The sequence below is a fragment of the Neptunomonas sp. genome, assembly GCF_016744175.1.
GTDB lineage: Bacteria > Pseudomonadota > Gammaproteobacteria > Pseudomonadales > Balneatricaceae > Neptunomonas.
On sequence record NZ_JADGEV010000018.1, the window covers coordinates 1 to 26,720 of the forward strand.

Below are 26,720 nucleotides of genomic sequence, written 5' to 3' on the forward strand. Positions count from 1 at the left end.
TTGGCAGCTGTGCTTTAAAGCAGAAGATTGAAATAACTAAATAGTTACTAAATGACGAAACACGCTTTTTAAGTGTTTCGTATTGGTGTTAAATAACGACTCACTAAATAAATATATTTGAGTTGATATGTATTCTGAAGAAGATATTCGTCGTTTAACCTGGCAAAGTCGTCGCGGTATGTTAGAGCTTGATGTGTTATTTGTTCCGTTTGTGAAAGACGCGTTTCGAGATCTGTCTGAGGACGATAAAGACCATTTTGTTAGGTTGCTAGCATGTGAGGATCAAGATTTGTTTCTATGGTTTATGGAAAGAGAAATTCCTAGTGATGCAGGTTTGCATAGAATTGTCCGTATCATCTTAGCCCGTGTTCAGCCCTCTTAATTTAGAGATAAATGCCTCATTGGGTTTTCGTTTCTGTAGTCTCGCCTGCAGTGTGGTTGCCCTATGCGCGTTGGTTTATTCAGGCCTGAACGATGCACTGATTGCTCTTATATTGATTGTATGGGCTGCACTTACTTTTTCTTTGGTTTTGCCTCGGCTATCAGTATCCCAGATAGTGTGGGATTTGGATCGTTTATCCATGAAGCTATTATGCAAAGACAAGGGGTGGGTGAGTGCTTTGAGAATAGAAAAAATTCACCTTCTTCCGGGGGTATGTTTTTTTAAAGTTATACCTGTATCTGGAAGCTGTATCTATATCTGTGTGTTTCCTGACTCTATGTCGAAAAATGATTATCGTCGATTAAAGGTTGCGTTAAGTCTTGGGAAACTCTCGTTCGCTGCTACTGAGGCCACTCATAGTTAATGGGTGTAAGTATTGTATCTCGTGCTTCCGCTCCTTGGTTGGGGTAGTCGAGCGTATAGTGCAGTCCTCTGCTTTCTTTTCGAAGAGCGGCAGAGCGTATAATGAGTTCAGATACAGATGCAAGGTTTCGTAACTCTAAAAGGTCTTTGCTAATTTTGTAATTAGAATAGTATTCAGTGATTTCATGTTGTAATAAGTCAACACGATGCTTTGCTCTGCGTAGCCGCTTGTTTGTGCGCACAATACCTACGTAGTCCCACATGAAACGTCTTAGTTCATCCCAGTTATGTGAGATAATAACATCTTCGTCTGAGTCGGTTACTTGTGATTCATCCCAGTCAGGTATGTTTACTTGATCAGCTTCTTCATTAAGCTTTGCTAGAATATTGTCAGCGGCAGATTCTGCGAAAACTAGGCACTCCAGTAGTGAGTTGGATGCTAATCGATTGGCTCCATGTAGCCCAGTAAACGAAGTTTCCCCAATGGCATATAGCGCTTCTAGGTCTGATCGCCCTTGTTGGTCTGTTATTACTCCGCCACATGTATAGTGAGCGGCAGGCACTACAGGAATAGGGTCTACAGTGATGTCGATACCTAGTTTTAGGCAGCGATCATAAATAGTAGGGAAGTGTTCGAGAATAAACGATTTTGGTTTATTTGATATGTCTAGGTATAGGCAGTCGGCGCCTAATCGTTTCATTTCATGGTCTATTGCCCTAGCAACAATATCGCGTGGAGCTAATTCTTCTCGTTTATCAAACCGATGCATGAAAGGGGTCCCGTCAGGCAATAGAAGCTTCCCTCCTTCCCCGCGAACAGCTTCTGTTATTAGAAAAGATTTTGCTTGAGGGTGATATAAGCAAGTTGGGTGGAATTGATTGAATTCCATATTTGCAACTCGGCATCCAGACCGCCAAGCCATGGCAATGCCATCTCCACTAGCACCATCAGAATTGCTTGTATATAAGTATGCCTTAGATGCCCCGCCAGTTGCTAATACAACAAACTTGGCTTTGAATACATTAACGTGCCCTGTTGATGAGTCTAATACGTAGGCGCCCAGGCACCGGTTGTTTGCATATCTTAGTTTGCGCCTAGTAATCAAGTCGACAGCGGTGCAATATTCGAATAGATGGATTGAGCTGTGTTCGCTGGCACGTTTTATCAGTGTCTCTTGTACGGCTCTTCCTGTAGCGTCTGCTGCATGAATGATCCTTCTATGAGAATGTCCTCCTTCCTTTGTAAGGTGATAGCGGGAGCCATCTCTAGTAAAAGGGACGCCTTGATCAACTAGCCATTCTATTGATTTACGCCCATTTTTTACTGTGAACTCTACTGCATCGCTGTGGCTTAAATGGGCTCCTGCTGTAAGAGTGTCAGATACATGGTCTTGAATGAGGTCGCTTTCATCGAGTACCGCTGCAATACCGCCTTGAGCTAACCATGTGGATCCGCTCGTTAAGCTTCCCTTGCTAAGTACGGCGACCTTAGCTGAGTCTGCTAGGCGTAGTGCTAGGGATAAACCAGCAGCTCCACTTCCAATTATGAGGATGTCAAATTCTTGTTGCATTCTGATCACATAGTATAATTTTATAGAGCTGCCTATTATGCCGCTTTCTGTCTCAATTCGTTATATATTTTAAATCATGTTTTTTTGTGAACTTTTAATAGTGTGTAAAGTCCTATTGAAGAGCTATTTATTTGCATTTTAATGGTATCCAGTTACATACTGCGCTCTTTTTAGTGTCCGTAGTTATCGGATAGGTTTTTGTTCTCATTGGTTATAAGGGTTTGTGGTGTCGAGTGAAAACCAGACGGATATTGATCAACAACTGGTAGAAAGGGTTCAGGCCGGAGATAAGCGAGCCTTTGATCTTTTGGTTGGAAAATATCAACATAAAATAATTGGCTTAGTTAGCCGGTATGTCTATGACCATCATGAAGCGATGGATATAGCACAAGAAGCTTTTATAAAAGCTTATCGGGCGTTGCCTCGTTTTAGGGGCGATAGTGCTTTTTATACATGGCTTTATAGAATTGCCATTAATACAGCAAAAAATCACTTGGTTTCTAGAAGTCGAAGAACACCAGATGTTGATGTTGATGTTGCAGATGCTGAATATTTTGATGGTGGTGATGAATTAAGGGAACTTGAGAACCCTGAAAATAGTCTATTTAGAGATGAGTTAGAGGTTGTACTTAAAAAAGCGTTAGATCAACTGCCTCAAGACTTACGATCAGCTTTGACGCTTCGCGAGTTTGACGGGATGAGCTATGAAGATATTGCAGCTGTTATGGATTGCCCTGTTGGTACAGTTAGATCTCGTATTTTTAGGGCAAGGGAAGCAATAGATAAAGAGATAGCACCACTGATGGAATGAGGCGGTCGGTGTTTATTATGAATTTAAAACGATGAGGGTAATATAATGAGCGATGAGTTTAACGAGTCGCTTTCGGCGGCAATGGACGGTGAAGTATCGTCTTTTGAGTTACGTCGGATGCTGGCCCGAATCGAAGACGGGCAATCTACAAAAAAAAGTGGGCCGTCTTTAGATAAGTGGCAGCGCTACCATTTAGCACAGAACGTAATGCATGGTATAAAAATTGATCAAGAGACTGTAAGTGTTGATTTAGTTTCAACGCTTCGAACAGCATTGAAAGATGAAGAACTTCAAAGTGATCATGTAGCCCTTAAATCTGATGTTATAAATACTTCTCATAATGCTTGGTGGAAGCCGCTGGCTAGTGTCGCTATGGCTGCTTCAGTTACTGCCGTTGTTATTTTGGGTGGCCAGCAATTTATGCAAGATGAGGATACGACACTACGGCAAGCCTATACGATTCCATCCATGCAAACATCAAAAGATTTTGTTCGAGCTCAGTACAGCAGCAATTATCCATCAAGACGTAGTGCTGCAGTAGAAGGTGGAGAGCCCGAAGTGATTAGACTTTCACAAGGTTTAAATCGTTATATTGATCAGCATCAACACTTGTTGAGCTCTAGTCAGCCTGCATGGCAAACTAAATGGCTTCCAGAAGGTTTTTCGAAGGTACGTCATGAAGTCATGCCTCATGCTGAAGTCATGCTGTTTAGTGATGGGAAGCACTCTGTCTCGATTAGTGTTGAGCCTCTTGGCCGTCAAAGTGTGCCGGCAGGTGTGGTCCAATCAAATAATATAGTCGCGGTTGGAAGAGTTAAAGAAAAAGGCTTTATCACTGTGGTTGGTGATGTGCCTTTGATGATTGCTGATCGCATAGCTGAATCAGTGAAGTCAGTACGGTAGTTATGATTGAAGAGTATGCAACCGTTGTTAATATTACTGAAGGCCGTGTCTTAATAGAGTCTTCTCGAAGTTCATCTTGCGGTCAATGTCAGGCTCGTCAAAGTTGCGGCCAGAAAGCTATATCTGAGTGGGCCTCTTCTAAAATGACGAGCCTGGAGATAGATAACCCTAATAGAATTGGGGTTGAAATAGGTAATAGAGTTGTCGTTGGGATTGATGAAGGAAGTTTTCTTAAAGCGTCTGCACTACTGTACTTGATGCCCCTTCTTTTTATGGTGCTTTTGGGTGGAATTGCTCAATTCTTGGGTGTCGATGAAAAGCTGATAATAACGGCTTCATTTGTAGGTCTGTTTGTTGGCTTTGTTGGGGCAAAATTGTTTAGCCAAAAACTTGAAAAACAATGCCGGTTCAAACCCGTGTTGCTTCGAATATTATTGAATGATGATAGGGTATTAGGGTCATGAAAAATTTTATGATTGCGTTTTTATTATTCTCGTCATTTCTTATGGCGCCTGCCAGAGCTGAATTACCAGATTTTAAAACTCTGGTAAAGCACGCGGCGCCCGCCGTTGTAAATATTAGTACAATACAAAAAAGGCCTCGTCAAGGGTCGTCTAGTTTTGATTTTCAGGGACCAAATGGTGAGAAAATCCCTGAAATGTTTCGGCATTTCTTCCGGCTTCCCGGCCCAGAGCAAGCACCTGATTCGCCTTCTCATAAAGCACCACAGTCTTTAGGGTCAGGCTTTATCATAAGTGTTGATGGTTATGTTTTGACTAATCATCATGTGATTAAAGGCGCTGACCAAGTGTTAGTTCGACTTAATGATCGCCGTGAACTAGAAGCAGAGGTTGTTGGCTCCGATGAGCGCTCTGATATTGCGTTATTAAAAATTGATGCAAAAGGGTTGCCTGTAGTCAAATTTGGTGACTCATCAAAACTTGAAGCAGGAGAATGGGTTTTGGCTATAGGTTCTCCTTTTGGCTTCGACCATACGGTAACTGCTGGAATAGTTAGTGCTACGGGACGAGCGCTAGAGAACGAGACTTATGTGCCTTTTATTCAAACAGACGTCGCTATAAATCCAGGAAACTCTGGAGGGCCGCTTTTTAATTTGAATGGTGAGGTGGTAGGTATCAATTCCCAAATATATACCCGGTCGGGTGGTTTTATGGGGTTGTCATTTGCTATTCCTATTGATGTGGCTATGAATGTATCAACACAATTGAAATCTGATGGTTTTGTAACTCGAGGTTGGCTCGGTGTTGTTATCCAAGAGGTTAATAAAGATCTTGCTGAGTCTTTTGGATTAGATAAACCCGCTGGCGCGTTAGTAGCGAAAGTCCTTCCTAATAGTCCGGCGGAGGCTGCGGGTTTACAGGACGGTGATATTATCATTCAGTTTGATGGACAGCCTATAAACCTGTCTTCAGATCTCCCTCATCAAGTGGGTAAAGTTGTTCCTGGTAGGAACATAAAATTAAATATTATTAGGTCTGGGAGAAGTGAAAAAATACGTGTAAAGATTGGTACCTTGGCAGATGGAGATGCACCGCAAAAGATCTCGAGCCGAACTTCTGCAGTACCTGAGAGTAACCGTCTTAATGTCATCTTTGCGGAGCTAACTGAGCAGCAGAAGAAAAAATGGAACCTTCGAAATGGAATCGCTATTGATAAAGTCCTTAATGGCGCAGGTGCCAACGCGGGGCTTGTTGCGGGCGATATTATCACTATGCTAAATGGCAAAAGGGTAGAGTCTATTAGGCAGTTCGTTTCATTGATTAATAGTCTTCCAGAAGGTCGTCCTGTTCCAATGCGTATAGTGCGTCGAGGAAGCCCATTATTCATACCTCTGAAGCTAGGTAAAAACTAAAGTGTTATCACTTTGTAAGAAAACACCCCATCAGGGGTGTTTTTTTTTCTGTAAGTGATTGCATAATTCAGGTGCTTGAGATAGCCGAAACCCCAGAAATACGTTAAACTTGCGCCTTTTTGCAAGCTTCGCTAATCGTTTTAAGCGCCTGAGAATTATATATCGTGAGTAACATCGAGCACATTCGCAACTTTTCTATTATTGCCCATATTGACCATGGTAAATCTACTTTGGCTGACCGCTTTATCCAGACATGTGGTGGTTTGTCATCACGTGAGATGGCTGCACAAGTTCTTGATTCAATGGAGTTAGAAAAAGAGCGCGGCATAACTATAAAAGCGCAAAGTGTCACCTTAGATTATACGGCAAAAGATGGTAATACCTATCAGCTGAATTTCATTGATACGCCAGGGCATGTGGATTTCTCGTATGAAGTTTCCCGCTCTCTCGCAGCATGTGAAGGTGCTCTTTTAGTCGTTGATGCAGCTCAAGGTGTCGAAGCCCAGTCTGTAGCGAATTGTTATACCGCTTTAGAACAAGGCTTAGAAGTGTTGCCTATCTTGAATAAAATGGATTTGCCTCAGGCTGAACCGGATCGTGTTCGTTATGAGATTGAAGAGGTTATAGGTATTGATGCCACTGATGCTATTGCTTGCTCTGCAAAAAGCGGCATGGGTATTGATGAGGTACTTGAAGCATTAGTGCAAACTATTCCAGCTCCTGAAGGAGATGCTGATGCGCCTCTTCAGGCGTTGATTATTGATTCATGGTTTGATAACTATTTGGGTGTCGTTTCTCTTGTTCGTGTGAAAAATGGAACCTTGCGGAAAAAAGATAAAATCCTACTGAAATCTACAGGACAGACTCAGCAGGTTGATTCTGTTGGCATTTTCACACCGAAACGGAAAGAAACAGGTGTGCTCAAAGCGGGTGAAGTTGGCTTTGTAGTAGCAGGAATTAAAGATATTCATGGTGCGCCTGTTGGGGATACGATAACCCACCTTAAAACACCTGATGTATCTGTATTACCAGGATTTAAGAAAGTGCAGCCGCAGGTCTATGCTGGACTTTTTCCAACAAGCTCGGATGACTATGAAGATTTCAGAGATGCGCTTGATAAACTGACGCTGAATGATGCATCGCTGTTTTTTGAGCCGGAAACATCTGATGCGTTAGGTTTTGGGTTTCGTTGCGGTTTTCTTGGAATGCTTCATATGGAGATCATTCAAGAGCGTCTAGAGCGTGAATATGACCTAGACTTAATTACGACGGCACCGACTGTTATTTATGAAATAGTTCTCAATACTGGCGATATTATACACATTGATAGTCCTTCTAAGTTACCTGATCCTGCACGTGTTCAAGAAATGCGTGAACCTATTGTTCTAGCTAATATTCTGGTACCTAGTACCTATCTTGGTCAGGTGATCGGTCTGTGTGTAGAGAAACGTGGTGTACAGAAAAATCTACAATTCATTGGTCAGCAAGTTCAAGTAACTTATGAGCTTCCGATGGCTGAAGTGGTTTTGGATTTTTTTGACCGTTTGAAATCTGTTAGTCGTGGTTATGCTTCCCTTGAATATAACTTCATTCGTTTTGAGCCAGCAGGTTTGGTTCGTATGGATGTGCTTATCAATAGTGAAAAAGTTGATGCTCTGGCGTTGATTCTACATAAAGATAATGCGCAGTATCGAGGCCGTGTATTATGTGAAAAAATGAAGGAACTTATTCCGCGACAGATGTTTGATGTGGCTATTCAAGCAGCACTTGGTGGGAAGGTAATAGCTCGAACTTCTGTTAAAGCACTACGTAAGAACGTTATAGCAAAATGCTATGGCGGCGATGTTAGTCGTAAGAAGAAGCTTCTTCAGAAACAGAAAGAAGGTAAAAAGCGCATGAAGCGGGTTGGTAGTGTGGACATCCCACAGGAAGCATTCCTCGCCGTATTGAAAATGGATAGTTAAGGAAGAATCATGAATTTCGATTTTGCGCTAATTTTGGTGCTGGCCACGTTTGTAACGGGCGTTTTATGGCTGTTAGATACACTATTATTTGCCGGAGGCCGTAAAGCTGCTTTGCTGGTCGCAGAGCAATCAGCTGGAGGCGACTTACCTGAAGAGGTGAAAGAAACCGTGACTAGAATGTCATGGTGGGCTGACTTTTCTAAGTCGATGTTTCCTGTTCTTGCTGTTGTTTTAGTTGTGCGGTCATTTATTGTAGAGCCTTTCCAGATACCTTCAGGTTCAATGTTACCAACGCTACAAATTGGTGACTTTATTCTTGTGAATAAATACCACTACGGTTTACGTTTGCCGGTAGTGAATGCAAAAGTCGTTCCTATCAATGACCCTGTTCGTGGCGATGTTGTTGTTTTTAAATATCCGAATGATCCTGCCGTTAATTACATAAAACGAGTTGTTGGTTTGCCTGGTGATGTTATTCGCTACCAAGACAAGATCGTTTATGTAAATGGTGAGCCTCAAATGCAGGATTTATTAGCACAACTGCCACCTAGAGCACCTGAAATCCTACTTTATAATGAAAATTTGGGCGATGTTGCGCATGAAATCTATAATGATGTTAAAGCACCCGGTATGGTTGGAGAGTGGACGGTTCCTCAAGGGCAGTATTTTGTAATGGGTGATAATCGAGATAACAGTAACGATAGCCGTTATTGGGGCTTTGTGCCGGATGAACTATTGGTTGGCAAGGCTTTCGCTGTTTGGATGCACTGGCCTACGTTCTTTAGTGTGCCTGATGTTACAGCCATGCGTGCTATTCATTAATATCTGACATAACGGAGAAAGCGATGTTTAAGCGAGAGAAAGGTACTTCTTTTTTCAATATGTTGATTGTATTGATGATGGTAGGAAGTTTATTCGCAATAGCGTTTAAGATTTATCCGCCTTATCTAGACCATGTGACTATCAAGGCGGTGGTCGAGGGGGTTGCAAATGACTACGATGAGCTGCGTAAGCCAGTTGCTGCTATTAAAGGGAATATTTACACTCGTCTAAATATCAATCAGGTAACCTTACCTGATCAAAATGCACTATCAATTGTTAATAACAAAGGTGTGTTATTATTTGATTTACAGTATGAAGTTAGACTTCCTATGTTCTTTAATGTTGATGCCGTTGTTAAATTCTCTGAATCTTACGAAGCAGTAATACCTTGATTAAACCAATACCAGATCTTACACGCCGACTCGGTTACTCATTTAACGATATAGCATATTGTGAGTTAGCATTAACGCATAGAAGCTGTGGGAAAAAGAATAATGAGCGTCTCGAGTTTCTCGGCGACTCTATTGTGAACTTTGTTATAGCTGATGACCTTTTTCAGCGCTTTCCCAATGCTCGTGAAGGACAGTTAAGTCGTTTGCGCGCCAGTATGGTAAAGGGTGAAACGCTTGCTGAAATTGCTCGTGAACTGAAGTTAGGCGACTACTTACGCCTAGGCCCTGGCGAGTTGAAAAGCGGTGGCTTTCGTCGTGACTCTATTTTAGCTGATGGTGTAGAAGCTTTGATTGGTGCTATTTACTTAGACAGTGATCTTGAAGTTGTTCGAGGATTTATTTTAGGCTGGTTCGAAGAGCGCCTAAATAAACTGGATATTGATGAAGCGCTTAAAGACTCAAAAACACGTTTGCAGGAATATCTGCAATCTCGTCGTTTACCTTTGCCTGATTACCAATTGACAAGTGTTGACGGTGAAGCACATGCGCAAACTTTTTATATTCTTTGTAATATAGAGCCGTTGAAAGATCCAACTGAAGGTGTAGGGAACAGTCGCCGACAAGCGGAGCAAGAAGCTGCTAAGTCAGCACTTCTTCAACTAGAAGAGGTGACAAAATGAGTGAAGATATGCAAAGTTGGATTCAGCCTAAAAATAATAGTGCTGATGAGCAACGCTGTGGTTTTGTTGCGATTGTTGGTCGTCCTAATATGGGAAAATCAACACTGATGAACTTTATGTTGGGTCAAAAACTTAGTATTACTTCGAAGAAGCCTCAAACAACCCGTCATCAAATACTCGGTATCAAAACTATTGATGATCTGCAGATTATGTTTGTTGACACACCCGGGTTGCATAAAGAGCAGAACAAAGCACTAAATCGCTATATGAATAAAACGGCGTCAGAAGCGTTGCGTGGCGTTGATTTGGTGTTGTTTCTTGTTGATAGAACGGCGTGGACTGAAGAAGATCAGATCGTGCTGGATAAGGTTAAGCATGCAAAATGTCCTGTTGTTTTAGTCGTTAATAAAGTAGATCAACTCGCTGACAAGTCTTCTTTGCTACCTCAATTGGGTGTGCTATCTGAGAAAATGAGCTTTGCTGATATTATCCCTATATCGGCGAAAAGCGGTACTAATGTAAATAAGCTTGAAGAAATTATCTGCAGCTATATGCCTGAAGGCACACATCACTACCCTGAAGACCAGCTGACTAATCGTAGTTCTCGTTTTATGGTCGCTGAGATTGTTCGTGAAAAATTGATGCGAAATGTAGGAGATGAAGTACCTTATGGCGCTACTGTTGAGATTGAGCAGTTTGAACATGATGGCTCTTTATTAACGATTAGTGCGCTTGTTTTGGTCGAGAGAGACGGCCAGAAGAAGATCATCATAGGAGATAAAGGTGATCGAATGAAAACGATCGGCCGAGATGCGCGTCTTGATATTGAAAACTTGTTCGATTGTAAGGTCATGTTGAAACTCTGGGTGAAAGTTCGTCGTGGTTGGGCGGATGATGAGCGCGCGTTACGTAGTCTTGGGTATGACCATGGCGAATAATGAATCACAAGGTTGATGCGCAAGCGGCCTATGTACTTCATTCTAGCCCCTACCTTGAAACAAGCGCTTTAGTAGATCTTTTTACGTTGGAGCAGGGGCGAGTCAGTGCTGTAGTAAAAGGAGCGCGTCGCCCAAGTTCTAAACTGCGTGGTGTTTTGCAGCCTTTTGTGCCTCTTCAAATTGCTTTACGTGGCCGTCAAGAACTTAAAACACTGATACAAGCAGAGCCTGTGGGTATGAATGGAATCCTGCAGGGCAATGCTTTGATGTGCGGCATGTATGTCAATGAAATGATGCAGCGTCTGTTATCACCTTTCGATCCCTATCCTCGTCTTTATGTTTATTACCAGTATGTTCTAAATGAGTTAATTTTAGGTCAAGATATCGAAGGTGCTTTACGTACTTTCGAACACCGGTTACTAGCAGAAACGGGTTACGGGCTATCTACGGATGCAGTTTTTACTGATCAGATTTACTTGTTTGATGTGAATGCTTGGCAGTTTAAGTTAGTTAAAAGAATAGCTGAAAGTGACCGTAGCCGTTGTTTTCATGGAAAAGATCTTCTGGCTATTGATGAGGATTGCTATGATGGACCTGAAATTCGGCAATCAGCTAAACGCTTGATGCGTTTAGCTATAGATCATTTACTCGCGGGTCGGCCTTTACATAGCCGAGCACTCTTTAAGAAACAATGAGGAAAAATTGTGGTTGAGCCAAGCCGTTTGCTTTTAGGTATAAATATTGATCATGTGGCGACTCTGCGACAAGCTAGAGGAACACGTTATCCAGATACTGTCTTGGCTGCAGCTTTAGCCGAAGAGGCTGGTGCTGACGGTATTACAGTGCATTTGCGCGAAGATAGACGCCATATTCAGGATCGTGATATCTACATGCTCAAAGATACGCTACAAACGCGTATGAATTTTGAAATGGCTGTGACAGAAGAGATGATTACTATCGCATCTGAAGTAAAGCCATCGCACTGCTGCTTAGTGCCGGAAAAACGTGAAGAGCTAACGACAGAAGGTGGCTTGGATGTTGTTGGACAGTTAGAAAAGATTAAATCTGCGACTCAGCGCTTAGCCGCTAATCACATTGAAGTGTCGCTTTTTATTGATCCTGATACTGCCCAAATTGATGCGACGATAGCTTGTGGTGCACCTGTTATTGAATTACACACCGGTGCTTATGCCGATGCTGATAATGCTAAAGACCAAAAAGTTGAACTTGAGCGTATTCAAAAAGCAGCAGCATATGCTTACGAGAAAGGTCTAATTGTAAACGCCGGTCATGGTTTGCATTATCATAATGTTGAGCAGATAGCCGAGATTCCTCAGCTTAATGAATTGAATATAGGTCATGGGATTATTGCCCGTGCTGTTTTTGTTGGCTTAAAAGGAGCGGTGTCTGAAATGCGCCAGTTAATGCAAAATACGCAAGCGCGTGTCCAGCATCAACGAGATGCCTTACTTAAATGAAATTAGTAAAATGATTCGAGGTATTGGTACCGATATCTTGCAGCTGGAACGAGCCCGTGATGCGCTGAAGCGTACTCCGGGCTTGGCTAAACGGGTACTAACACCATCTGAATTGAGTTCTTATGAGCGATCAGGTGTCGCCGAGCGCTTTTTTGCAAAACGCTTTGCAGCAAAAGAAGCCATTGTGAAAGCCTTGGGTACCGGTATAGGGCGTGGTGTTAGTTGGCAGCATATTGAAATTACAAACAATGATTTGGGTAAGCCTGAAGTTACGCTGTCAGCTGGCGCTCAAGAGCATGCAGAGCGCCAAGGTATTGCCACTATCCATATCTCTTATAGTGATGAGCAAGATTACGTGGTCGCTTTTGCAGTAGCTGAATCCGCTTAAAGTACTTATTTACCTTCTGGTAGAGAGTCTTTTGCAGGGGCTGCTATATCCAGTAGAGGTGCTGCATCGATAGACTCTGCATCCATCATTGTTGCGACCTGTTGTAAGGATGAAAGAATTTTAATTTTCCCTTGATCATCCAAGTTTTCAAAGCGATTTATAAACTCTTCGTGTAAAAGGGGTGGCGCTGATGCAAGTGTTGCTTGGCCTGACTCTGTCAGCCGCGCATTTACAATGCGACGATCTTTCACACTTCTTACACGTTCAACGAACTTACGGTCTTCAAGACGATTTAGAATCGTTGTTACTGTCGCTTGGCTTAGCGAAACATCATCAGAAATTCTTTTAACGGTAACGTCGCCTAATGTGGCGATAGCGCGTAATACCATGACTTGCGGAATAGTTAATCCACAGGTTTTCATGATGCGTTTCGACTGCATGTCGGTGGCGCGAATAATCCTGCGAAGCGATACGAGGACTTCTTGCCAGTACGGAGTGGTATTCATAGTTAGTTCCAAGAAGCCAGAGGTTGCATTATATAAAAATGCTAGATTATGACAAGAATAATTATTTGAGATGTAATCATTAGAGGTGTAAAGTATATTGTCTTAAAGGTCAAATTCAGGAAATAATAAATATATGAAATCAATGAAGCCAGTGTTAATGGCAGTGCCGCTGTTACTTGCAAGTGCTTTTGCGCAAGCTGATACACATTGTGGAAAAGTCACTATTGCAGATATGAACTGGAGTTCTGCCAGTTTGATCGCCAATATTGACCGTTTTATCCTTGAAAATGGATATGGTTGTGAAGCTGAACTTGTCCCTGGCGATACCATGCCAACAGGTACAGCTATGATAGAAAAAGGCGAACCAGATATTGCTCCTGAAATGTGGAGTAATTCGATGAAAGATGCCTTAGATAAAGGTGTTGCTGAGAAGCGTTTACGTTTCGCTGGTAAATCTTTATCTGATGGTGGTGAAGAAGGTTTCTGGGTCCCTCAATATATGGTGGATAAAGACCCAAGCTTGGCAACAATTGAGGGTGTTCTTAAAAATGCCGCGATGTTCAAGCATCCAGAAGACCCTGAACAATCAGCTTTTTATGGCTGCCCAGCTGGGTGGAATTGCCAGATCTCTTCAGGCAATATCTTTACCGCTTTAAAACTCAAAGATGCAGGGTTTGATCTAATTGATCCAGGTTCGGGTGCTGGTTTATCAGGCTCTATCGCTAAAGCGTATGCACGACAGGAACCATGGTTTGGATATTACTGGGCACCTACCGCCGTGCTTGGTAAGTACAAAATGGTTAAAGTTGACTTTGGATCAGGTGTTGATAAAGAAGAATTTATTAACTGCTCATCTAATATAGACTGTCTTGAACCTAAGGTGACAATGTACCCGCCTTCTTTAGTGCAAACTGTAACTACAGAGAGTTTCGCTGCTAATTCTCCTGCTGCCTATGAGTACTTGTCTAACCGTTCATTTAAGAATGATAAAATGAACGAACTACTTGCTTGGATGGAAGATAATCAGGCTGATGGTGATGTGGCGATGGAATACTACTTAACCAATAACAAAAGTGATTGGATGAAATGGGTTTCTGCAGATGTGGCTGTAAAAGTGCAAAAAGCACTAGATAACCTGTAATACTGAAAGTTCAGGCCAGCTTTTGCTGGCCGTTGCCCTTCCTGTTTGAAACCCCGAGGTGCCCACATGGCTGAGTCGTCATGGTTAACAAAATTCCCCCAGATGGATCGCGTAGACCTACTTGAAATTCGTAAAGGGCTGGACTCAGCTTATCGTGAATTTTCAAGAGAGTACGGGGAGGTTATAGAGTCTCTTTTCGATCCTCTACTGACCTTTCTTGTTTGGTTTGAAAAATTATTGCTGACGACACCTTGGTTTATTGTCATTGTCGCAGTGGCTGGTTTGGTTTATTTAGTAAGCCGCTCATGGAAACTATCGTTAGGCGTCGTTGTTTCATTCTTGGCTATTGGTTATTTCGGGATGTGGGATAACACCATGAGGACCTTGAGTATCATTACGGTCTGCACCCTAATGGCGATTGGTCTAGGAATTCCCATTGGGATTGTAATGGCGCGTTCTGATAAAGCGCGTAGCGTTATTACACCTATGCTCGATATCATGCAAACGATGCCCGCTTTCGTATATCTGATACCTGTGGTTATGTTGCTGGGCATCGGGAAAATACCGGGTGTTATAGCGGTTATTATTTATGCAATTCCCCCTGTAATTCGCTTAACTAATCTGGGAATACGTTTAGTGGATTCCGAGGTGATGGAAGCTGCTACAGCATATGGTGCCAACCCAACGCAACGATTGTTTGGTGTTCAGCTACCATTGGCTATGCCGACGATTATGGCCGGTATTAATCAGACGATTATGATGGCACTTTCTATGGTTGTTATTGCGTCAATGATTGGTGTTAAAGGATTAGGGCAGCCTGTATTGAAGTCGATTACCAATCAATATTTCACGTTAGGTTTGTTTAACGGTCTAGCAATTGTTGCACTTGCTATTATTTTTGACCGTGTTTCACAAGCTTATGCAAAACGAACCCAACGACATATGCAGGGTATAGAAAATGCCTGAACCACTAATTACGATTGAAGGCCTTTATAAAGTTTTTGGTAGTAAGCCAGATTCAGTTATGCCAATGGTGCATGAGGGCCGCTCGAAAGACGATATCCTTGCTGAGACCGGACATACATTAGGCCTAAAGGATATTAATTTAACGATCAACAAAGGTGAAATATTTGTCATTATGGGCTTGTCTGGCTCAGGCAAGTCGACATTAATCCGACACTTTAATCGCTTAATTGACCCTACAGAAGGCGTTATTAAAGTAGAAGACACCGATGTTATGAAGCTGCCTCCTAAAGAGTTGGAGCACTTCAGAAGACATAAAATGTCAATGGTATTTCAGCGTTTTGGGTTGATGCCGCATCGTACAGTGCTCGAAAATGTTGGCTATGGTTTATCTATACAAGGGCAGAGTAAGGCCGTTTGGTCTGCTAAAGCGAAAGAATGGCTGGAAACGGTTGGATTGGCCGGATATGAAGCTCAATACCCCGCGCAACTATCTGGTGGTCAGCAGCAGCGTGTTGGTCTAGCAAGGGCCCTATGTACTGATGCTGAAATATTGCTAATGGATGAGGCTTTCTCTGCATTGGATCCTCTTATTCGTAGTGAGATGCAGGATCAACTGATTGAGCTGCAAGATACATTGCATAAAACAATTATCTTTATTACGCACGATCTTGATGAAGCTTTACGTATTGGTGATCGTATTGCCATCTTAAAAGATGGTGAAATGGTGCAGCAAGGGACGCCTGATGAAATCCTGCTTAACCCTGCCAACGACTATGTTGAAGCTTTTGTTAAAGATGTAAACCGAGCTAGAGCGTTAACTGTTGAAACAGTGATGAAGCCGCCATCTCGACGTATTACTGCTGATACGATTGGAGAAGCGCTTATACAAATGAAAGCGATCAAAGGTGATTATGGTTATTATGTGAATGATGATGGTTACCAGGGTGTTGTAACGCAAGACACACTTGAGGCGTGTTGTGATGACGCTTCTACCTCTCAAGAGATGGATGACACCGTTTGGGAAGACCTACCTAGTATTTCGCCTGATGCTATGCTTGAAAGTGTTATTCCGGAAACGTTGGATGCTGACTATTCATTGCCCGTAGTTGATGAGGAAGGAAACCTTAAAGGCGAACTGTCTAAAAGTAATTTGGCTGAAGTCTTAGGCGGTGCAGACAAAAAAACTGAAGAACGAATCTAAAAGGTAAGGCGTAAGATTATCAAAAAAATACGCCGCTGGAGTATAGAGATACTAGTGGCTAGCGCCATCCTCTTTGGTATTTCTCTTTGGCAAGGGAGCCATCTTTTAGCGACACAAGAAGCGGCTCCGATGTTTGAGTTGTTGCCGCTTTATTTATCATCTAAAGATGATGTAGATACACCGTCAATAGTACCTTCTCCGTTAACGGTTCTTGCCGCACGCCCAATTTATTCGCAAAATCAGCGTTCCTTAATCTATTTTTTTGCACCTTGGTGCTCTATCTGCAAATTCAGTATGGGTAATCTCGCTTGCCTTGAAGGTAAGTTGCCGGTTGTTGCTGTTGCTTTATTATAGTGATGAGCAGGCGGTTTCAGATTTTGTTACTGGGCTAGATATCGATGTTCCCGTGTTGTTAGGGAACTCTGCAGTCGCTCGCGCTTATAAAATTAAAGCTTTCCCTACTTACTATATTATTAACGCTGAGGGTAAAATAGAGATGTCGAGCATAGGTTATAGCACAGAGCTTGGTTTGAAAATTCGAGCTAGCTTGTAACTAAAATATCTCTGAGTGAGTCTAAGGATGCATGATATGAGTAAACTAAGCGGTTTACATTGTGAGGCTTGTCGTGCCGGTGCTCCTGTAATTACGCAAGAAGAACTACAAGAGTTTATGCCGCAAATCCCTGAGTGGTACTTAGAAACACGCAACAACATTCTTCAGTTGGAACGAAGTTTTGCATTTGGCAATTTTGTTGATGCGATGGCGTTCTCACAGAAAATAGCAGAGCTTGCAGAGGCAGAATCACATCACCCAGCTATTTTAACGGAGTGGGGAAAAGTGACCGTGACATGGTGGACGCATAAAATTAATGGGTTACATCGAAACGATCTGATTTGTGCGGCAAAAACAGACTTGCTAGTTTCTTGAAATACCCCCCCAGCGATTTCTACCTTTTTAAACTTGTTTAAGGATGTTTCATGTCGATTCCCGGAAAAGAGATTTATCGTGGTCACGATGAGTTCGGTGTTATACGGGTATTAGATGATGGTAATAAACGTTATCTTTCTTTTGGCGATGTTGATGAGCAAAGCTGCTGGCTTAAAAGTGAGCCTACTATACCTCAGCACGAATATGTACGTGCGATGCTGTTAGTTCTTTTATTCTGCGAACCCAAGCGTTGTATAAGTCTTGGGTTAGGTGCAGGGAGTTTAAACAGCTGCTTACATTTTAATTTCCCCTCGTTAAAGCAAGAGGTTGTTGAGCTGCGTGCTGGTGTCATAAGCGCTGCGTACAAGTATTTTCAATTACCACGCAGTAAAAGGCTGCTCTTGCATCAGATGGATGCACAAGATTTTTTGCAATGTGTTGACAGTAAAAAAGCAGATATCATTTTTAGTGATATCTATGGCGCTGATGGAATAGATGAACAGCAGCTTCGACCTGACTTTATTCATGAGTGCTATTACCGCTTAAAACCCGGAGGCTGGCTGGTATTAAACTGTTGGCGTGATCATCAAGGCGAAGCCACTATCGATACGTTACGTGAACTATTTCCAGATATACGCAGCTGTGCAACTCAAAGTGGTAATTGGTTGATTTTCGCGGGTACGAGTATTGATACACGGTCGGCAAAGCAGCTTAAAATACAGGCGCGTGAGTTGAGTCAGCAGTTAGGTTTTTCGCTCTCTCGATCACTCAATAAGCTAGAAGTGCATACTAAGGCTTAATGCCTTTGCTTGGTTTTAAGTTGTCTGTTTTGTTGTGTATCTTGCCCCCTCTAATTGTTTGACTCCTGTTTTGGTGAGCTTTATTATTCCTTAGTAGAATGTTAAGTAATAATCTCTTAGATTTTTAGTCCATTTTGTTTTAAGACGCGGGCAGGTAAATTAAATGAGCAGAGAGTTTCCCACAATAGCTGATTATGTAGGAAAAACCCCATTGGTCCGTTTACAACGCCTTGGCGGTAATTCGCGTGGTAATGTGATTCTTTGTAAGTTGGAAGGTAATAATCCAGCAGGCTCGGTTAAAGACCGCCCCGCGTTAAGTATGATTGAACGAGCAGAGCAGCGCGGCGATATTAAGCCGGGTGATACATTGATTGAAGCTACATCAGGTAATACGGGTATTGCTTTGGCTATGGCAGCAGCGATTAAGGGCTATAAGATGGTGCTTATCATGCCAGATAATATGAGCATGGAGCGCAAGACTGCAATGACAGCATATGGTGCTGAACTTATATCAGTAACAAAAGAGCAAGGCATGGAGTTTGCCCGTGATCTTGCTTTGGACATGCAGAAAAATGGGCAAGGTACGGTATTAGATCAATTTGCAAACCAAGATAACCCTGTAGCGCATTATACAGGAACAGGGCCGGAGCTGTGGGAGCAAACCCAAGGACGTATTACTCACTTTGTAAGCTCCATGGGTACTACTGGAACAATTATGGGTACGTCTCGTTTTTTAAAAGAAAAAAATTCTTCAGTTAGTATTGTAGGTTTGCAGCCAGAAGACGGCTCTCAAATTCCTGGTATTCGCCGCTGGCCTAAAGAATATTTACCTAGCATTTATGATGAATCCCGCGTTGATAAAGTATTGGATATTTCTCAGCAAGATGCTGAAGTTACGATGCGGGATTTAGCGATGCAAGAAGGTATTTTTTGTGGGGTTTCATCCGGTGGGGCAGTAGCTGGTGCGATACAGCTCAGCGAGCAAGTCGAAAATGCTGTCATTGTTTGTATAATTTGCGATCGTGGTGATAGGTACTTGTCAACCGGGGTGTTTGACCCCATATAATCTATAATGAAAGAGCCGCAACAGCGGCTTTTTTCATAATCGTGTATAGAGCAAGCTGAAAAAGCATGGAACTTGCTCATTATTTTATGTCTTATGAATAGAATATTCGACTCTTCACAGTGACAGAAAATCCGTGTGCTACCGAGTTTTGTTTTTCTTCACTGTGAAATAAGAAAAAGAACCGCCATAAAAGCGGCAGAGTCGTGACCAGAGGAGTGGCAATTAGCCATGGTTAAAGTGCGTGATGATCATCCCATTCATGATGATGGGACTGTTGATCTTGATTTGTGGCTGTGGCGTTTAGAGCAGCAAGTTGAGATTGATGATATAGAGCAGGTACGACTGGCTTGTGATATTGCAAAACAAGTTCATGACCAAGCAGAAGCAACATCTAATAATAGTTATCTTACGGGCCTTGAAATGGCTCAAATTATGGCTGAACTGCAGCAGGATCAAGAGTCAATTGTTGCTGCAATTTTGTATCGTAGTGTTCGTGAAGATAAGCTAAAACTCGATACAGTTAAGAATCAATTTGGGCCGGTTATCGGTTCGTTGATTCATGGTGTGCTACAGATGGCTGCTATTGGTAGCCGAGCTAACCCGCGTGTAGAACATACTGTCTTAGGCGCTAACGCTCGCCAAATTGATACCGTGCGTAAAATGCTGGTGGCGATGATTGATGATGTGCGTGTTGCACTCATTAAGATTGCCGAGCGTACGAGTGCTATTCGTGGCGTTAAGGAATCCTCTCGCAGAAAACGTTTCCTCGTTGCTCGAGAAGTGTTTGATATTTATGCTCCTCTCGCTCACCGTTTGGGTATTGGGCATATCAAATGGGAATTGGAAGACCTTTCTTTTCGGTACTTAAAACCAAATGACTACAAGCATGTTGCCCAGCTTCTTGATGAAAAGCGTTTAGATCGTCAAGATTTCATTGAGACAGTTGTAACTACTCTGAAAAGGGATCTTGGTGCTCAGAATATTGATGCGGATGTGAATGGCCGGGCCAAGCATATCTACAGTATTTGGCGGAAGATGCAGCGAAAAAATATTGAGTTTAGCCAGGTATACGATGTCCGAGCTGTTCGAATATTGGTGCCTGAAATTAGAGATTGTTATACAGCTCTAGGTATTGTTCATGGTTTATGGCGAAATATACCGCACGAGTTTGATGATTACATAGCGTCCCCAAAGCCTAATGGATATCGTTCTTTGCATACAGCGGTGTTTGGGCCGGAGGGCAAGGTATTAGAAATACAGATTCGCACACCAGAGATGCATGAAGAAGCTGAATTAGGCGTGTGTGCTCACCACCTTTATAAAGGTACAGATACGCATTCCAAAAGTGATGCCTACGAAGATAAAATTGCTTGGTTGAGGCAAGTATTAGAGTGGCATGAAGATCTTGGTGATACCGAAGGGTTTGGTGACATCTTGCGGGGTGATGTAGTCCAAGACCGTCTTTATGTGTTCACCCCTGATGGGCACGTCATTGATATGCCTTTAGGCTCTACTGCACTGGACTTTGCTTATAGGGTTCATACTGAAATTGGGCACCGTTGCCGAGGGGCTAAGGTAAATGGTCGTATTATCTCTTTGAATAAGCCGTTGAAAACGGGTGATCAAGTAGAGATATTAACGGGTAAAGAGGAACAGCCTCGTCGAGACTGGCTTAACTCAAATATTGGCTACTTAACAACATCCAGAGCAAAAGCCAAAGTAGCGCACTGGTTTAAATTGCAAGATAGAGACAAAAATGAAGAAGCTGGACGTCACATAATTGAACGAGAGTTTAAGCGTTTGGCTATCCTAATGAACGAAGTTGACATGAGTTTGCTTGCTCAGGAAGTGAGTTATAAGTCTCCAGAGGATATGTTTTCTGCATTAGGCGCAGGGGATATACGCTTATCGCAAATTTTAAATGCTGCGCAGAGACAAGTAGAAACAACGTCCCATGATGAGCAGTTAGACTTAGCCTTACCAACGATAGCTAGAGAAAAACTGAAAAGGCCTACAGGTGCAGGAATACGCATTCTGGGTGTGGGTAACTTGTTAACGACGATAGCCTCGTGCTGCAAGCCAGTTCCAGGCGATCTGATTGTTGGTTTTATTACTCAGGGAAGGGGAGTGTCAATACACAGAGAAGACTGTGTAAATCTACTGAGTCTTCGTGAAAATGAAGCAGAGCGCGTTGTAGCGGTTGACTGGGATGAAGGAAATGAAGCGACATACCCGGTAGATATTATTATTGAAGCCTATGATCGTTCGGGTTTACTGCATGATGTCATGATGGTATTAGCAAATGAAAAACTTAATATATTATCAGCTAATACGTTAACGGATAAGAACAGTAATATTGCACGTCTCTCCCTTACTGTGGAGATTTCACGTTTGGAATTGTTGGGACGTATTATGGATAAAATTAACCAGCTACCAAATGTGGTTGATGTACACCGCCAACGTAATGGATTTTCTCAATGAGTCGCTCTTATACATTGCCGGATTTGATCTATTTAATGGAACGGCTTCGTGATCCAGAGCATGGTTGCCCTTGGGACCTTAAGCAAGATTTTGGCTCGATTGTTCCTCATACGTTGGAGGAAGCGTATGAGGTAGCTGACACGATTGAGCGCAAAGATTGGGCGCATTTGGAAGATGAATTAGGAGACCTGTTATTCCAAGTTGTTTTTTATAGTCAGCTTGGCAAAGAGCAGTCCTTATTTGAGTTTAATTCGATTGTTAATCAGCTCGTCACTAAGCTTGTCCGCCGTCATCCGCATGTATTTCCTGATGGGCAGCTAACAACGCTGCCTGGTTCAGTAACACTTTCAGGTGAAGAAGTTAATGTCGCGTGGGAGCAAATTAAGCAGCAAGAACGTATCGGAAAAAAGAAAGATCGTATTTTGGATGACGTTCCCAAAGGGCTGCCTGCATTGAGTCGCGCTGATAAGCTTCAAAAGCGAGCGTCACAAGTGGGGTTTGATTGGAATGATCCGTTATTGGTACTGGATAAAATAGAAGAAGAAATTGCTGAGCTGCGTGAAGCAATTCAGAAAGGTGACCAAGCTGAAATTCTTGATGAAATGGGTGATGTTATTTTTGCTCAGGTTAATTTAGCACGCCACCTTGGTGTTAAGGCTGAAATAGCATTACGCTCGACTAATCAAAAGTTTGAGAGACGTTTTAATCATGTTGAAGCATGTGTAGAAAGCTCTGGTAAAGCCTGGGATGAGTATGCTTTGGATGAACTCGATCAGTTTTGGGATGAGGCAAAGCGGAAAGGACTATGAAAATGACATGGATTATATTAGCCATCATAGGAATGGCAGGTTTGGGTTATTGGGGGTGGCAGAAAGGCCAAGAGCAATTATCCAGTTTGAAAAGTAGCGGTTTTAATGTCACAGACGACCTCAAAGGAGAACCCAGACTAGTTATTGATCGTACGAATAAAAAGCTCGCGCTAGTGACAGTGGATAATTATCGGGTAATCCCAATGAGCGCGGTTGTTTCAAGTGAAGCTTTACTAGACCGAGGCATGCATATGGATGAGAATTTTCGCATCGAGCTTCGCTTAGAGGATTCTGTGCCTGTTTCTATTGTTTTTGAGAATGAAACACTAGCTAAAGCGGCTTTGGACAAGCTGCAAGGTACTATGCGCTAAGTTCGTGCAACTTGTCGAGACTACCCTATTATTTTGATTTTCCTATTATTACTCAAACTTGTATTGAATGATTAGCACACAAATTTGTGCAAAACATAAATAATATCTATGCTCTGTTGATTGTTGTTGGAATCTTCACTAAGGAGCTAGTATGAATGATCTGCATGAAGCCTTACGCGATGATGTTAGGATGTTGGGTGATAGTCTTGGGCAGACGATAGAAAAACATCTAGGTAAAGGTTTTCTAGAAAAAGTTGAGCGAGTTCGCAAACTGGCTAAAGCAGGCCGAACAGGTGCAGAGAGTGATAGAGAAAATCTTCTGGCTGAACTGAAAGAGCTAAGTGAAGATGAGATGCTCCCGGTTACACGTGCTTTTACACAATTTCTGAATCTTGCGAATATTGCTGAAGAGCACCATCGGGTTCGTCGACATCAAGAAATTTGTGATTTAGAGGCGACAGATTCTTATGTCCAGTTGCTTAAAAAACTGAAGAAAGAAGGCCTCCCGGAAAAGCAAATCTTGCAAACAGTACAAGAGATGCATGTTGATTTAGTGCTTACTGCGCATCCTACTGAAGTTAATCGCCGCACCTTGATCCAAAAATATGATTCTATTACTGATTGCTTACAGGGATTAGACCGAGGCGAGCCTCAACACCATCGTTTAAACGAATTGATTAGCCAGATCTGGCACACCGATGAGATTCGGCAAATCCGGCCTACGCCCATAGATGAAGCTAAATGGGGGTTCGCCGTCATCGAGAACTCATTGTGGGAAGCTGTCCCAAAATTCTTAAAACGCTTAGATGGACAAACACGGGCAATTCTTGGGCAAGGTTTGCCGTTGGATTGTTCCCCTGTACGCTTTTCCTCTTGGATGGGAGGCGACCGAGACGGTAACCCTAATGTAACGGCGGTTGTTACCGAAGAGGTGTTAATGCTATCTCGTTGGATGGCTGCGGATCTGTATATACGAGATATAGATGCTCTGCGTGCTGAGTTATCAATGTATAACTGTAATCAAGAGTTACGCGAACAAGTAGGGGATGCGGCCGAGCCGTATCGTCATTTGCTGAGTGAGGTGCGTGACTCTCTGGATTGCACTAAAAATTGGATAAAACAACGTTTAGGTAAACCAAGTGGTGATAGTAATGACACCTGTCCAATGCTTACGTCGGATAAGCTTCTAGATCCTTTAATGCTGTGTCATCGCTCTTTAGTTGAGTGCGGTATGGATATCATAGCTGAGGGACCGTTAGAAGATATCATTCGACGTATCGGCTGCTTTGGTATGACGCTTGTCAGGTTGGATATTCGGCAAAGCTCAGATCGTCATGCGCAAGTGTTTGAGGAAATATCTCAGTTTTATGGATTAGGCTCATACAATCATTGGACAGAAGAAGGACGACAAGCTTTCTTATTAAAAGAGTTACAAAGCAAGCGACCTCTTATACCACATGACTGGCAGCCATCACCTGAAGTGCGTGAAGTGCTGGATACATGCAAGGTTGTCGCAGACGCTGATCCTGCCTCATTAGGCTCTTACGTGATTTCAATGGCAAGTCAACCATCTGATGTGTTGTCAGTTATTTTATTACTACGTGAAATGGGTATCAGTCATGATATCCGTGTAGTGCCACTATTCGAAACATTAGATGATCTTGATAATGCACGTGACTGTATCGATGCTTTGTTATCGGTGCCTTGGTACAAACAGTACACGCATGGTCATCAAGAAGTCATGATTGGATATTCTGACTCCTCAAAAGATGCAGGGCAGTTAGCTGCTGCTTGGGGGCAGTTTAAAGCGCAAGAAGCGTTGACAGAACTGTGCCAAGCGCATGATGTTCATCTCACCTTGTTTCATGGGCGAGGAGGTACTGTTGGTCGCGGCGGTGGTCCGAGTCATACAGCTATACTAGCTCAACCACCGGGATCTGTAGATCGGAGTCTTCGTGTTACAGAGCAAGGTGAAATGATCCGCTTTAAGTTTGGAATACCGGAGTTAGCTATCCGAAATCTGGAGCTTTATACGGGAGCGGTATTGGCTGCAACGCTTTCTCCTGCGCCTTTGCCGCAAAACGTGTGGCGTGATCAGATGGAAAAAATGGCAGAAACGGGACTGCAAGCATATAGGTCAGTTGTACGTCATGATTCGCAGTTCGTACCTTACTTTCGAGCGGTAACACCGGAGCAAGAGCTTAGTAAGCTACCCTTGGGATCTCGCCCGGCTAAACGCAAAGCGGATGGTGGTGTTGAAAGCTTACGTGCTATTCCATGGATTTTTGCATGGACGCAAATTCGCCTGATGTTACCGGCGTGGCTAGGTTCAGATACGGCATTGGAAACGGCTGTGCGAAATAATGAGTTGCCCTTGCTTCATGATATGTATGAAAAATGGCCTTTTTTTCGCTCCTATGTCGACATGTTGGAAATGGTGTTGGCAAAAAGTGATACGCGACTGACAGAGTATTATGAATCTCGACTAGTTTCTGAAGAGCTTAAAGTGTTAGGTTCCAGCCTTCGGCATCGTTTGAATGTGGCAGTAGAAAAGGTATTGGATATTAAGCAGAGCGAAGGTTTATTGATGGCCAACCCCGTTATTCAGCAGTCCATTGATGTCCGAAATCCTTATATAGATCCGCTGCATTTTTTGCAGGCCGAATTGCTTTATCGTGATCGAAATCATCCTGACCAGCGTCTTGAGCATGCTTTGATGGTGACAATGGCCGGTATATCTGCAGGTATGCGTAATACGGGATAATTTGTATGTGGGGTTGAGCCAAAGGCCACTTTGGCTTACTCTCGCGTGTCGGTATTTGAAATATATACGTTTTTTAGCTGGATAATTACCGGTTTACACCATTAGTTGGACGTGGTGCTAGTGCTAATGTCGAATTGTCGGCATTCACATGCCCCAGTATGGTTCTTATCCAATATTGTGTAAGTTGCGTTGAGCTTTAAGCGTATAGAGCGAAACAGGCCGCTTAAAAATGGTTTGATCGAATACACTAAAAAATTCATTTTTAACAGTTAGAGCAGAGGATATCCTTAATGCGTATTATTCTTCTTGGCGCACCAGGCGCTGGCAAAGGCACTCAAGCGCAGTACATAACCGAGAAGTACGGTATTCCTCAGATTTCAACTGGCGACATGCTGCGGGCGGCTGTAAAAGCAGGAACGCTTTTAGGTATTAAAGCCAAAGCAGTCATGGATGCTGGAGAGCTGGTTTCTGATGACCTTATCATTGGGCTGGTTAAAGAGCGTATTAGCGAAGCTGATTGTGACAACGGTTTTTTGTTTGACGGTTTCCCACGTACAATTCCTCAAGCAGATGCTTTGAAAGATGCTGGTGTAATTATTGACGCTGTTGTTGAAATTGATGTGGCTGATGAAGAAATCATCAAACGTATGAGCGGGCGTCGTGTTCATCCTGGTTCAGGCCGTACTTATCACTTAGTGTTTAATGCACCAAAAGTGGAAGGTAAAGATGATGTTACTGGAGAAGACCTGGTACAACGTGCAGATGATGTTGAAAGCATTGTGCGTGATCGTCTACGAATTTATCATGATCAGACAGCTCCATTAATTTCTTACTACAAAGGCTGGGTTGAAGCGAAGGAAGCTAACGCACCTAAGTATGTTTATGTTGCGGGTGTTGGCAGTGTTAATGATATTCGTGACGGAGTATTTGCTGGCTTAGCTTAGCCTCAAAAGTACTTTAATAAACATTGAATATAAAAAGTCGCTTTATGCGGCTTTTTTATTTTAGTCTGATCAGTGAAAGCAGTACTGGGTTTTTGGGCACTTCTTCTGGATAATAGAT

At 42.7% G+C, this 26,720-nt stretch carries 29 protein-coding genes; 27 read left to right on the top strand and 2 right to left on the bottom strand.

Translation table 11 applies throughout. From position 1 onward, the window contains the following. Positions 1-127 precede the first annotated feature (127 nt). Positions 128-382 carry a succinate dehydrogenase assembly factor 2 gene (locus QZZ55_RS10075; protein WP_293267196.1) on the top strand — a complete coding sequence of 85 codons (255 nt, stop codon included), beginning with the start codon at positions 128-130 and terminating at the stop codon, positions 380-382. After that, positions 366-806 (top strand): protein YgfX, encoded by a 441-nt coding sequence (locus QZZ55_RS20000; RefSeq protein ID WP_366512307.1) that lies wholly within the window; start codon positions 366-368, stop codon positions 804-806. The genes QZZ55_RS10075 and QZZ55_RS20000 overlap by 17 nt, the downstream gene beginning before the upstream one ends. Here the strand turns inward: QZZ55_RS20000 and nadB are convergent. Then, complete coding sequence (nadB, locus tag QZZ55_RS10080; protein WP_293267197.1) at positions 784-2,376, bottom strand: L-aspartate oxidase; 1,593 nt, start codon at positions 2,374-2,376, stop codon at positions 784-786. The two genes, QZZ55_RS20000 and nadB, sit on opposite strands and share 23 nt — an antisense overlap. Positions 2,377-2,602: 226 nt before the next feature. On the opposite strand from nadB, the gene rpoE reads away from it, so the two are divergent. From rpoE to acpS, 12 genes are all read left to right on the top strand, one after another. Then, positions 2,603-3,187, top strand: a complete 585-nt coding sequence (gene rpoE / locus QZZ55_RS10085; RefSeq protein WP_293267198.1) for an RNA polymerase sigma factor RpoE — start codon at positions 2,603-2,605, stop codon at positions 3,185-3,187. Between the two features lie 45 nt (positions 3,188-3,232). After that, entirely contained in the window at positions 3,233-4,090 is an 858-nt protein-coding gene (locus tag QZZ55_RS10090) for a MucB/RseB C-terminal domain-containing protein (RefSeq protein ID WP_293267199.1), read from the top strand. 2 nt (positions 4,091-4,092) lie between these two features. Continuing rightward, positions 4,093-4,554, top strand: a complete 462-nt coding sequence (locus QZZ55_RS10095; protein WP_293267200.1) for a SoxR reducing system RseC family protein — start codon at positions 4,093-4,095, stop codon at positions 4,552-4,554. Continuing rightward, entirely contained in the window at positions 4,551-5,963 is a 1,413-nt protein-coding gene (locus QZZ55_RS10100) for a DegQ family serine endoprotease (RefSeq protein ID WP_293267201.1), read from the top strand. Before QZZ55_RS10095 ends, QZZ55_RS10100 begins: the two co-directional genes overlap by 4 nt. A 164-nt stretch (positions 5,964-6,127) precedes the next feature. Continuing rightward, positions 6,128-7,927 carry a translation elongation factor 4 gene (lepA, locus tag QZZ55_RS10105; protein ID WP_293267202.1) on the top strand — a complete coding sequence of 600 codons (1,800 nt, stop codon included), beginning with the start codon at positions 6,128-6,130 and terminating at the stop codon, positions 7,925-7,927. 9 nt (positions 7,928-7,936) lie between these two features. Beyond that, positions 7,937-8,749 (top strand): signal peptidase I, encoded by an 813-nt coding sequence (gene lepB, locus QZZ55_RS10110; protein ID WP_293267203.1) that lies wholly within the window; start codon positions 7,937-7,939, stop codon positions 8,747-8,749. A 23-nt stretch (positions 8,750-8,772) separates the two neighbouring features. Continuing rightward, a complete protein-coding gene (locus QZZ55_RS10115; RefSeq protein WP_293267204.1) occupies positions 8,773-9,141 on the top strand; it encodes a DUF4845 domain-containing protein in 369 nt (122 codons plus the stop codon). Beyond that, entirely contained in the window at positions 9,138-9,821 is a 684-nt protein-coding gene (gene rnc / locus QZZ55_RS10120; RefSeq protein WP_293267205.1) for a ribonuclease III, read from the top strand. Before QZZ55_RS10115 ends, rnc begins: the two co-directional genes overlap by 4 nt. After that, positions 9,818-10,759 carry a GTPase Era gene (era, locus tag QZZ55_RS10125; protein WP_293267206.1) on the top strand — a complete coding sequence of 314 codons (942 nt, stop codon included), beginning with the start codon at positions 9,818-9,820 and terminating at the stop codon, positions 10,757-10,759. Before rnc ends, era begins: the two co-directional genes overlap by 4 nt. After that, the gene (gene recO / locus QZZ55_RS10130; protein ID WP_293267207.1) at positions 10,759-11,454 is read left to right on the top strand and encodes a DNA repair protein RecO; all 696 of its coding nucleotides are present in this window, start codon (positions 10,759-10,761) and stop codon (positions 11,452-11,454) included. Before era ends, recO begins: the two co-directional genes overlap by 1 nt. A 9-nt stretch (positions 11,455-11,463) precedes the next feature. Continuing rightward, complete coding sequence (pdxJ, locus tag QZZ55_RS10135; protein ID WP_293267208.1) at positions 11,464-12,237, top strand: pyridoxine 5'-phosphate synthase; 774 nt, start codon at positions 11,464-11,466, stop codon at positions 12,235-12,237. Further along, positions 12,221-12,625, top strand: a complete 405-nt coding sequence (gene acpS, locus QZZ55_RS10140) for a holo-ACP synthase (RefSeq protein ID WP_366512308.1) — start codon at positions 12,221-12,223, stop codon at positions 12,623-12,625. The genes pdxJ and acpS overlap by 17 nt, the downstream gene beginning before the upstream one ends. A 5-nt stretch (positions 12,626-12,630) precedes the next feature. On the opposite strand, the gene QZZ55_RS10145 is transcribed toward acpS, so the two are convergent. Further along, positions 12,631-13,131, bottom strand: coding sequence for a MarR family transcriptional regulator (locus QZZ55_RS10145; protein ID WP_293267209.1), 501 nt, complete (start codon positions 13,129-13,131; stop codon positions 12,631-12,633). A 133-nt stretch (positions 13,132-13,264) separates the two neighbouring features. On the opposite strand from QZZ55_RS10145, the gene QZZ55_RS10150 reads away from it, so the two are divergent. From QZZ55_RS10150 to adk, 13 genes are all read left to right on the top strand, one after another. Further along, positions 13,265-14,272 (top strand): ABC transporter substrate-binding protein, encoded by a 1,008-nt coding sequence (locus QZZ55_RS10150; RefSeq protein WP_293267210.1) that lies wholly within the window; start codon positions 13,265-13,267, stop codon positions 14,270-14,272. A 66-nt stretch (positions 14,273-14,338) separates the two neighbouring features. After that, entirely contained in the window at positions 14,339-15,238 is a 900-nt protein-coding gene (locus QZZ55_RS10155; RefSeq protein WP_293267211.1) for a proline/glycine betaine ABC transporter permease, read from the top strand. Next, on the top strand, positions 15,231-16,439 hold the full coding sequence (locus QZZ55_RS10160) for a glycine betaine/L-proline ABC transporter ATP-binding protein (RefSeq protein WP_293267212.1): 1,209 nt from the start codon (positions 15,231-15,233) through the stop codon (positions 16,437-16,439). The genes QZZ55_RS10155 and QZZ55_RS10160 overlap by 8 nt, the downstream gene beginning before the upstream one ends. A gap of 54 nt (positions 16,440-16,493) precedes the next feature. Next, positions 16,494-16,793, top strand: a complete 300-nt coding sequence (locus QZZ55_RS10165) for a hypothetical protein (protein WP_293267213.1) — start codon at positions 16,494-16,496, stop codon at positions 16,791-16,793. Next, complete coding sequence (locus tag QZZ55_RS10170) at positions 16,780-16,992, top strand: hypothetical protein (RefSeq protein ID WP_293267214.1); 213 nt, start codon at positions 16,780-16,782, stop codon at positions 16,990-16,992. The genes QZZ55_RS10165 and QZZ55_RS10170 overlap by 14 nt, the downstream gene beginning before the upstream one ends. A gap of 36 nt (positions 16,993-17,028) precedes the next feature. Then, positions 17,029-17,367, top strand: coding sequence for a 4a-hydroxytetrahydrobiopterin dehydratase (locus QZZ55_RS10175; RefSeq protein WP_293267215.1), 339 nt, complete (start codon positions 17,029-17,031; stop codon positions 17,365-17,367). A gap of 50 nt (positions 17,368-17,417) precedes the next feature. Further along, a complete protein-coding gene (locus QZZ55_RS10180; RefSeq protein WP_293267216.1) occupies positions 17,418-18,167 on the top strand; it encodes a spermidine synthase in 750 nt (249 codons plus the stop codon). A 163-nt stretch (positions 18,168-18,330) separates the two neighbouring features. Continuing rightward, the gene (gene cysM, locus QZZ55_RS10185; RefSeq protein WP_293267217.1) at positions 18,331-19,233 is read left to right on the top strand and encodes a cysteine synthase CysM; all 903 of its coding nucleotides are present in this window, start codon (positions 18,331-18,333) and stop codon (positions 19,231-19,233) included. Positions 19,234-19,461: 228 nt separating this feature from the next. Further along, a complete protein-coding gene (gene relA / locus QZZ55_RS10190) occupies positions 19,462-21,714 on the top strand; it encodes a GTP diphosphokinase (protein WP_293267218.1) in 2,253 nt (750 codons plus the stop codon). After that, positions 21,711-22,523: a nucleoside triphosphate pyrophosphohydrolase gene (gene mazG / locus QZZ55_RS10195; RefSeq protein ID WP_293267219.1), complete on the top strand. Its 813-nt coding sequence runs from the start codon at positions 21,711-21,713 to the stop codon at positions 22,521-22,523. Before relA ends, mazG begins: the two co-directional genes overlap by 4 nt. A 2-nt stretch (positions 22,524-22,525) precedes the next feature. Beyond that, a complete protein-coding gene (locus QZZ55_RS10200; protein WP_293267220.1) occupies positions 22,526-22,894 on the top strand; it encodes a hypothetical protein in 369 nt (122 codons plus the stop codon). Positions 22,895-23,045: 151 nt separating this feature from the next. Continuing rightward, entirely contained in the window at positions 23,046-25,658 is a 2,613-nt protein-coding gene (ppc, locus tag QZZ55_RS10205; RefSeq protein WP_293267221.1) for a phosphoenolpyruvate carboxylase, read from the top strand. A 290-nt stretch (positions 25,659-25,948) separates the two neighbouring features. After that, positions 25,949-26,602 (top strand): adenylate kinase, encoded by a 654-nt coding sequence (gene adk, locus QZZ55_RS10210; protein WP_293267222.1) that lies wholly within the window; start codon positions 25,949-25,951, stop codon positions 26,600-26,602. Positions 26,603-26,720: the final 118 nt, after the last annotated feature.